This is a genomic window from Streptococcus sp. 210928-DFI.4.42, assembly GCF_020554365.1.
Lineage (GTDB): Bacteria > Bacillota > Bacilli > Lactobacillales > Streptococcaceae > Streptococcus > Streptococcus parasanguinis_S.
Window position 1 is genome coordinate 57,432 of record NZ_JAJCHF010000013.1, and the last position, 9,436, is coordinate 66,867.

Here is a 9,436-nt window from a genome sequence, read left to right on the forward strand (position 1 = left end):
AAAGGAGTGGAAAAGGGTGATCGTAAAGACAACTCCTCTTCTACTCCTATCAACCGTGGATGAGACTTCTGTCATCCAACTTGGCATTTTTTATGTTGTATAAATGGTCGAAGCCGTCGCAATAGTATGCCACTGGTTGGCTGTCGTTGCTGCGAAGTCCTGATCCCCGTAGAAATCGTTGAATGGCAAGATCTCTACTTCTAGTTCATCGATACGAGAGATTTCGCCTGCTAGGTAGTTTTCAATCCGACTTTCAGCTCGCTTGATCCGTTGCAAGAGTCCACCCATACGAATGTCTACGGTATCCAAGCCAAAGACCTTGTTTTCTTTCAACCATTGCTGGCTAAAGAGCTTGTGGAAGGTTTCAATCTGGCTTCTTAATTTTGGTAATTCTTCCCTAGCAATTTGTTGCAAACTCTCTTTATCACCTGCTTGATAAGCTTCCCGAATGCGTCGGCCTACATCCACTTTACTACTTAAAATGGCATTCAACTGTGCCTGGGTTTCAAAGAGATAAGCGTAGATGCCTGCTTTTTCTTTAATAGCAGCAAGTGTCCCAGCTGCTTGGGCAAAGTGAGGTTTGTCCTGTTCAGGAGTCATGTGCTTGTCAAGGATTGGGCAAAGAACATCCTGATAAAAGACATAGCGGTTAGGATTGATACCACTGAGATTGTCTGGTAGATCAGGCAAGAGGTTGGCAAGATCCAGCTGCATAAAGTCCTCAACAGATAAACCTGTATTGGTCTTGAAATGAGCAGATAGACGCTCTAAATCATTACGATAGCTAAGTTCTGCCCAGATTTGCAAGCTTGGCAGAATAGAGAACTGGGCTGTTTCCCCACCATTGTCCCCCCAGCCCGTCACAATGACTTCCTTGATCTGGTTGGCACGGCAGGCTTTGTTAGCTTCGACAGCAATGAGACGGCTGAAATGATTGTGGGGTGTGAAACCAATCCACTTCCAAGCACCACCTGCAAAGGCAATATCCTGGCTAATCTTGTGGTGATTACCGAAGTTACGGTTGTATTTTTCTTCGCTATCCTGATAATAATCCCAGTAAACCAAGGTCACACGGTCTTTGAGACGGTCAAGATAAACACGAGTTTCTTCTGGAATTTCGACATCACGGTCGTACTGGCCATCTGCTGACATGAGTTTGAAGAACATATCGCTCCACATCTGGCAGTGGAAACCATACTTATCGGCAATATCCAGCACGCGCTCCAAGTGTTGACACATGAGGAGGCTGCGGTCCACAACACCGTTTAAGATAAGATAGCGTCCCAAACCAACCAAGTGAGCTTCGTCCATGCCGATATTGACCTTGCGTGTTTGTAGTTTAGACAAAGTAGCAAACATGCCGTCGATTAGGTCGTAAACTTTTTCTTCGCCGATGAGGAGAATGTCCTCTACATCACGAAGTTGCTGGACTTCTTTAACACCCCATTTGACAAAGGCTGATAAGTGGGCCAAGGTCTGAATACATGGTACAAAGGTCATATCAAACTGCTGGGCATAGGCTTCGATTTCCTGTAACTCTTCAGCTGAATAAGCCCCGCGGAAATAACCAAAATAAGGTTGCCCTTCAATCTGATAGGTATCTTCCATGTAGAGCTCAAAGGTTGAATAACCCATCAGAGCCAAAACTTCAATCATCTGCTTGGCTGATGCAACATTTAGAACTGCATTTCGCGAACAGTCGGCCATGTAGGCTAAATCTTCATAAGCCGCTTGCTCTTCAATCTCTACCTTGTCCCCTTCTGCTAAAGCTGTTGCGAGCACAGATAAGGCACGGTAGAGTTGATGAGGTTTACGGTAGGTCAATTGATACTGCCCATTCTCCCCCTTGATAGAGATGGAAGCATGGTCAGACTGAGCGACTGCCACTTCTACATCTGGTAGAGAAATGTGATTTTGGAGCAACTCTAAAGCTTGCGCTTGTTTACTGTTGATTCCGGTAAAACTTACCATTGGTTTTCCTCCTGTAACCAGTTGACAAGGGCACCGTAGAGATTGGCATCTGCCTGATAGGTGCAGGCTTGGATCACTGGCGCAATTGTATACTCTTCATATCTTTCCACAAAGACGTCTACCGCTTTTTGCACCCCTTTGATAAAATCTGGGTTCTGACTGATAGAGCCACCTAGGCTAATGACATCTGGGTCGATGAGGTACTGAATATTGAGGAGCCCTTGAGCAAGATTACGATTCATCCGCTCAATGGCTTCTTGGCAAAGGGCATTGCCTGCTGCCGCCTCTTGGTACACCTTACGTCCATCCCAGTCAGACTGACCAGATTTTTCAATCACATAGCGAACCATGTTTCCTGTTGATGCTAGTTGTGACCAGTTGTTGAGCTTTTCTGCAGGCTCGATAGTGGTCATGTAGCCAAACTCACCGCCCAAACCATGACGACCACGGTGTAGCTTCCCATTGATAATCATGGCTCCACCGATTCCTGTACCAATCACGACACAGGCTGCATTTTCAATCTCAGGATGAGCTAGCAGTTCACTGAGTCCAACACAGTTGGCATCATTTTCTAGGTGGACAGGAAGCTTATGATGAGCAAGCGCCTCATACCATGAGAAACCATGGATGTATGGAATGGCACTGATCCCCTCAATTACCCCTGTTTCTTGGTTAACAGCCCCTGGCACACTCATGGCAATCCCACGGTAGTCACGTTCTGATAAGCGTTGGTCCAACCAAGCCGACAAATCTTCTAGAGTTTCTGGAGTTGGTGTGCTGGCCTTATCTAAAATCTTTCCATCCGGAGTGAGACTAGCAAACTTAATCCCAGTCCCTCCGATATCAATCGTTGCAATGGTCATTGCTTTTACCTGTACAAAGGAGCGAGTCAGCAGTTGGTTCTTACTTTTTCGCTCCTCCTTTCCTTTTATTGTTTCTTCAGCTGCAACCAGCTATACTTCTTCTTTTTTAATCCATTCTGTCCGGATTTCTTGCGGTGCCAATAAACCTGTATGGACCGAATACGGTTGTTCCAGAAGATCGACAACCGTTTGTTGTCCTTCTGACACGCGCACATTTTCTTGGCTCATGTTGTAATAGCGAAGGATGTAACCTTCTTCATTTTCCGCTACCTTAAAGGCTGTTGGACAAACCTGAGGATGTGTCAAGGCTGTATGCTTGAGTAAGCTACCAGACGCTGCTACACTTCCTTCTTGTTTTTCAACTTGAAGGCTAGTCATCGGTGTCTGCAAAGCTTTCGCTCGGCGATAAGCGGAGAAGCGCCCCTGAGCTTGATGGCATTCTACTGCATATTCAACCTCAAAGTCCCGCAAACATTGTGCTTCTGGTGTTGGGAAATAGCCCCAGTCACCAAGTTCACCGGAAGCACGGAGAAGGGTTACAGCTATCGTATCGTCTCCAAGGATTTCGTATTCATGCAATCCTTTATTGACCACTGTTACCCCTTTGACGTCATCATACAAGCTGACGAAAGCTTGCTGGTGTTGAGGATTTTCAGGATTTTCCCAAGAAGCAGCCGGTTTATTTGGCCGTGTCACAACCTCATAGATACTTTCAGAATCGTTGCTTGGACGTGTATTGTGAGTCTTGACCAGAAGACGGATGCGGTGATCCTTGGCAGTATTGGTAAAGCGCGTCTTGAAGCGAATTTGTGGATCATCTACAAAGATGGTCATCTCCGTTTCAAGAGGGATCGTTGTCAGCTCTTCTGAGCGACTTGCCTTGCGGTTCATAAACTCGATAATGCCTCTTTGCTCCGCATCCAATTGTTCATCCGCGCTAACCGGGATCGTCAAGTCATGCTTGAGCAAGATTTTGGCATAGCGAGCATTGTTTTCCAAGACCTCATAAGCTGTTAACTCCGCATAGATCGGTTCGGTTCCTTTTGGTTGGAAGTAGATATATTCATTTCCGATATCCCCACGATCTTCAAAGCGAAGGAAATCCTCATAAGCCTCATTGGTCGTTTTATCATAGAGGGTCAAGCCATCATCGATACTAAGGGTTACAAATGGCGTATCGATCACCCCATTTTGGAACAGACCATCATGATGAGGTGCTTTGCCTTCTAAGAGCTGGAAGGTGGTCCAAGAAAGAGGCGCTAGGTGAACTGGAACCGTCACGCGCACTTGACGTGCAATATAAGGTTGACGGAATTTATCCTTAGGCAGGGTATAGCCAAAGCTTGCTCCCAAGTCCTCAATCTCTGCTTCTACAAGATGCCCCTCTAAATCTTCTACGTGGTAGTCTGGCAAGCTCAAAGCGGCCATTTTCTTGAAGCCTTCTGTCGGATGCAATTCCTTAAATGGACAAACTGCTACATCGACAATCGTGCTGACAGTGTCCACCTTATTATGCAAGCCAGTATTGACGACCGTAAAGAGGTGTTCACTCTGGGCTTTTTGAGTCGCTAGTTTACCCTTCCATTCGTTCAGAAGGTTGGTCTTGACAAAGTTTCCGACTTGATTGACCTTGGCAAAACGAACTTCCATCTCACGGTGAACATCATCCACACTACATCCACAAATACTATCGTGTGGCGCATTTTGTAAGAGTGTCTTCCAGGCATAGGTCAATTGATCCTTGTGGTTGTGCCCACCAGTAATGATGGTCAAAGGTTCCACCACTTGCTCTAGCAAATTGCTGTTTTCTTGGAAGGCTTGCTTGAGATAAATCCGAGAGGAAGACGTGTTTGCCAGTGTGTACCAACCATCGGTTTCCTGACTGGTCAATTCTCCCGTAACCGTAGATAATTGTTCGGGAAGTGCACTTTCCACTGCTTGCACATATTCATCAAAGGAGCTATGAATAAAGGTCACGTCAGGGAACAGTTCGTTGGCCACGCGAATAGCTTCACTCAAGTTTCGTTGAACCGGTTGGTGGTCGCAGCCGTTCATCATTAACCATTGGTTGGTTGAGGCATAGTCGCGAACATCTGCCAATTTTTGTTTCCAGAAAGCCAAAGCTTCGTCTTTATCCACTGGAATTTCGTTCCCATTACTGTACCAGTTGGCAAAGAGAATACCCAGCACACGGCTACCATCCGCCCCTTGCCAGTACATTTCAGAAAATTGAGAGGTGAATTGCTCATCTTCGAGGACCTGGTTGTCAAATCCGATTGGTTTGACCCCACGCCCAAAGGCTGCTACGTGAATCCCTGATTTTTGAAGAATTTGAGGTGCTTGCCCCATATTTCCAAAGGTATCTGGGAAGTAACCAATCTGAGTGGATTTGCCCCATTTAGCGCATTCAGCTTGGCCAATCAAGGTATTGCGGACATTGGCTTCGCTGGAGATCAAGTAATCATCCTGCAAGATGTAGAAGGGACCAATCTTGAGCTTGCCCTCGTCGATATAGCGCTGCACCTTGTCGCGATTTTCAGGGCGAATTTCTAAATAGTCATCGAGGACGATGGTTTGTCCATCTAAGTGGAAACTTTTGAATTCAGGGTCATTTTCAAAAAGATCAAAGAGATTGTCAAAGAGTTCCACCAATTGCATGCGGTGACTTTCAAAAGGTAGATACCACTCACGATCCCAGTGGCTGTGAGAGATAATATGTACAACAACATTTTCCATGAGTAAAACCTCATTCTAACTTAAATTTTTAATGTTTTAAATATAAACTTGTGATTCTAACAAGAATCAGTGAAGCTAAAGCGTGCTCCTTATACTCAATGAAAATCAAAGAGCAAACTAGGAAGCTAGCCGCAGGTTGCTCAAAGCACTGCTTTGAGGTTGTAGATAGAACTGACGAAGTCAGTAACATATATACGGCAAGGCGAAGCTGACGTGGTTTGAATTTGATTTTCGAAGAGTATTAGCGAATATCCAAGTAATCCAAGACTAATTCGCAGAACATCATGTTGGCCCAAGAGAACCATTCACGCGAGTATTTGGTTGGATCATCTACATGGAAACTTTCGTGCATGACACCCGTGCCTCCATCGCAGGCAACCAACTGCTCCAGCAAATGTTTTTTCTCAGCTTTATCATTTGTTGTCAATCCTTGAATAGAAAGGGCAATCGGCCAGATATAGCGATAAAAGGTATGAGAACTTCCGAGTCCACTTGCGTACTTCCCTTCATAGAAGTAAGGATTTTCAGGGCTCAAAATCGTCCGACGAGTGGCTTGGTAGACTTCATCGTCAATCGCGCAGTAGCCCAGATAGGGAGCCGCCAACAAGCTTGGCACGTTAGGATCGTCCATAATACTAGCATTTTCCAAACCATCTACCTCAAAGGCATAAATTTTCTCGCCCTTGCTGTTAGTGGTGTAGGCGTAGTTTTCGATCCCTTCTTGAATCTCCGCCTGCAGGCGTTTGGCATCTGCAATGATGCTTTCACTATCAGCTAGATTCAATGTTGCAAAGATTTCTTGGACATAACCCAAAACAACCACTGCAAACATATTGGATGGAATCAAATAGCTATACTGACAGCAGTCATCACTTGGACGAAAGGCTGACCAGGTCATCCCTGTCACGGCAAAATCTGGCCCAAAGCCGTCATTCACCAGCGTGTCTTCCTTACGATCAGTATCTCGAACGAAGCGATAAGGGGAGTTGTTATGGTCTTGTTCCACCATCCAGAGATGAAGGATTTCCTTGGTCGCTGTGACAAAGGTTTCATCAAATTGGCTAGTCTCACCAGTTTCCTTCCACAGGAGGTAAGCCAATTGCAAGGGATAGCAAAGCGAATCCACTTCATACTTACGCTCCCAAATCCAGCCATTCAAATCGGTGTGGTCAGTCTCGTGGTGGCCTTTCCAGTTCTCCTCAATATTAAAAGAGTTAGCATAGGGATCTTTGAGGATCAAGGTCATCTGGCGTTTGACCAAACCAGCAATGGTCTGGCGCAATTGGGGATCTCGTTTAGCCACATGAAGATAGGGTCTCAATTGAGCCGTTGAGTCACGCAACCACATAGCTGGGATGTCCCCTGTTAACACAAAGGTTGAACCGTCTTCTAAAATTTCAACTGTATTATCCAAAGTGTCTGTATAGCAACGTTCAAAGACATCCACCCACTCCGGGTACTCCTTAGCTCGCTCAGCCACTTGATCCAACCATTCTCGCACAATTTCTTTTGAATAGGTCATTTATTTTCCTCACACGTATCGATTCTTTCCTATTCAGTATAAAAGATTTCAAAAGGGAAATACATACGCAAACTATAGCCCTTTTTCTACTAAATTTTCCATTTGATAAAAACGCTATCATATTTGACAACACTTTGATACAATGAAGAAAATACCACCGCGTGTTCAAAAAAAATACAGATCATTTAAGGTTGATGAAGAAAAAGGAGACAAGATGCGCACACATTGCCAAACCATCGATACCCGCTGGGGAAGCGATAATCATCCCCACTATTCGCACGGGAACACCCTCCCTTATACCGGAGTCCCTTTTGGGATGAACTACTTCCTTCCCCAGACGACACACGAACAAGGAGCTTGGTTTTTCAACCCCAATCTCCCTATTTTTCAGGGATTTCGTCTCACCCACCAGCCTAGTCCTTGGATAGGAGACTACGCTTGGTGCCTCATCACGCCCATCACAGGAGAAATTGCAAGTTCCGACCTCTTCCGTCGTCAAAGCAGTTATTCGATGAAAGAAGCCGTTTTCCAGCCCCACTACCTTCGGATTTTTTCGGAACGTTATCAGATTCACAGTGAGCTGGTTCCAAGCCGCTACGGGGCTGTCATGCGCTTTCGAGCACCAGAAAAGCTAACACTCTGCTTTCATGCAGCAAATGAACTAGAGGACTTGACCCTGACAGACCAAACCTGCCACTTCCATATTCTGGATCAGGCCCATACCGCAGATACTTCCTACTCTTTCTATCTCCAGTGGCAATTTAGCCAGCCGATTGAGAGCGTCACTCACATCGATCAAGATCTTTTTCTCACCTTTTCTAGCAATGAAGTGACCGTCCAATTAGGAACTTCTTATCTGTCCCAAGACATGGCTCACAGCCATCTTCCCAACCTTTCCCTAGAGGAAGCTAAAAAAGAAGCAGCCGATCAATGGAATCAGCTGCTAAAACGAATTGAAGTAAAAGATACCGGAGGGCGTGACCAAGCCTTTTTCGATCATTGCCTTTACCGACTCCTCCTTTTCCCTCAAACCTTTTATGAAACAGATACCGAGGGAAATGACTGGCACCTGGATGTCACCCATAATGAAATCAAACCAGGAAAAGCTTATACGAATGTCGGATTTTGGGACCTCTTCCGAACATCTTTTCCGCTCTTTAGCCTTTTCTACCCCGATTATTACCGTCACTTTCTCGAAGGATTTTTAAATACTTACAAGGATACTGGTTTTCTACCAAAATGGTTGGCCCCAGATGAACGAGGGATGATGCCAGGTACTCTCATCGATGGGATCTTTGCGGATGCTGTCACAAAAGGGATCGCACCAGACCTACATGAAAACATGCTGACAGCTATGCTCCAAACGGCCCAAAAAACAGATCCTACTCAACATTTTGGTCGCCATGGCAATGAAAGCTACAAGACCCTTGGCTACCTACCCGATGATTTTCACGAAAGTGTAAGCCATAGCCTAGATTATGCCTATAGTGATTTTTGCATTGCTACCGTTGCCAAGCAATTGGGGCATACAAAAACAGCCGCTCGGTATGCTGCTTCTAGCTTCTCCTACCGAACATTGTATGATGCCCAAACAGGCTTTATGAGAGCGCGATCCACCAATGGAAACTTTAAAGAACCCTTCTCTCCTACCAGCTGGGGAGGAGATTATGCAGAATGTTCTGCCACCCAGGCTACTTTTGGAGCCTTACACGACCTCTCCGGCCTGATAGAGCTAATGGGCGGTAAAAAAGCCTTCACCCAACGACTGCTGGATCTGGCCAATCAAAGACCTCAATTTGATGTAAGAGGATATGGCTATGAAATCCACGAAATGAGTGAAATGGCCCAAGCCCCATTTGGGCAGATTGCCATCTCCAATCAACCCAGCTTTCACATTCCCTACCTCTTCCGTCACAGCCTTCATCCCGAATACACCAATCTCCTGATCCACCAGATCCGTTCCCAAGCTTTCCATCAAGATTTCCAAGCCTATCCAGGTGATGAGGACAATGGTAGTCTATCTGCTTGGTACCTCTGGTCAGCCCTTGGGCTCTATCCAACCTGTCCAGGAAAACCAATCTATGATCTGGGCCTCCCTCTCTTTAAAGAAGTCCTTCTCCATCTTCCCAAGCAAGAGCTCAAAATTTGCGCCAACTCACATACTGCAGGCGCCTATTTCATCCAAAAAGCCCTATTAGATGGCAAAGAGAAACAAGAGGTTTCCCATCAAGATCTCCTTGAAGCCCAATTGCTCCAATTTGAGCTTTCTTGGCTCCCACCACATGCATAAGAAAAAGAGAGTGGGACAGAAATCGGTAATTCGTTAGAATTCGATTTCGTCGTC

Annotated in this window: 5 protein-coding genes; 1 reads left to right on the forward strand and 4 read right to left on the reverse strand. The window is 45.6% G+C overall.

Going from position 1 to position 9,436, the window contains the following annotated elements; genetic code table 11:
* Nucleotides 1–90 precede the first annotated feature (90 nt).
* The 4 genes from LIZ08_RS06440 to LIZ08_RS06455 form a co-directional block, all read right to left on the reverse strand.
* A complete protein-coding gene (locus LIZ08_RS06440) occupies nucleotides 91–1,971 on the reverse strand; it encodes a beta-N-acetylhexosaminidase (RefSeq protein WP_227038511.1) in 1,881 nt (626 codons plus the stop codon).
* Complete coding sequence (locus LIZ08_RS06445; RefSeq protein ID WP_195327233.1) at nucleotides 1,965–2,834, reverse strand: ROK family protein; 870 nt, start codon at nucleotides 2,832–2,834, stop codon at nucleotides 1,965–1,967. Before LIZ08_RS06445 ends, LIZ08_RS06440 begins: the two co-directional genes overlap by 7 nt.
* A 90-nt stretch (nucleotides 2,835–2,924) precedes the next feature.
* The gene (locus tag LIZ08_RS06450) at nucleotides 2,925–5,570 is read right to left on the reverse strand and encodes an alpha-mannosidase (RefSeq protein WP_227038512.1); all 2,646 of its coding nucleotides are present in this window, start codon (nucleotides 5,568–5,570) and stop codon (nucleotides 2,925–2,927) included.
* Nucleotides 5,571–5,811: 241 nt separating this feature from the next.
* Nucleotides 5,812–7,092: a glycoside hydrolase family 125 protein gene (locus tag LIZ08_RS06455; RefSeq protein WP_227038513.1), complete on the reverse strand. Its 1,281-nt coding sequence runs from the start codon at nucleotides 7,090–7,092 to the stop codon at nucleotides 5,812–5,814.
* Between the two features lie 214 nt (nucleotides 7,093–7,306).
* Here LIZ08_RS06455 and LIZ08_RS06460 point away from each other — a divergent pair, with 214 nt between their 5' ends.
* Nucleotides 7,307–9,382, forward strand: a complete 2,076-nt coding sequence (locus LIZ08_RS06460; RefSeq protein ID WP_227038514.1) for a GH92 family glycosyl hydrolase — start codon at nucleotides 7,307–7,309, stop codon at nucleotides 9,380–9,382.
* Nucleotides 9,383–9,436: the final 54 nt, after the last annotated feature.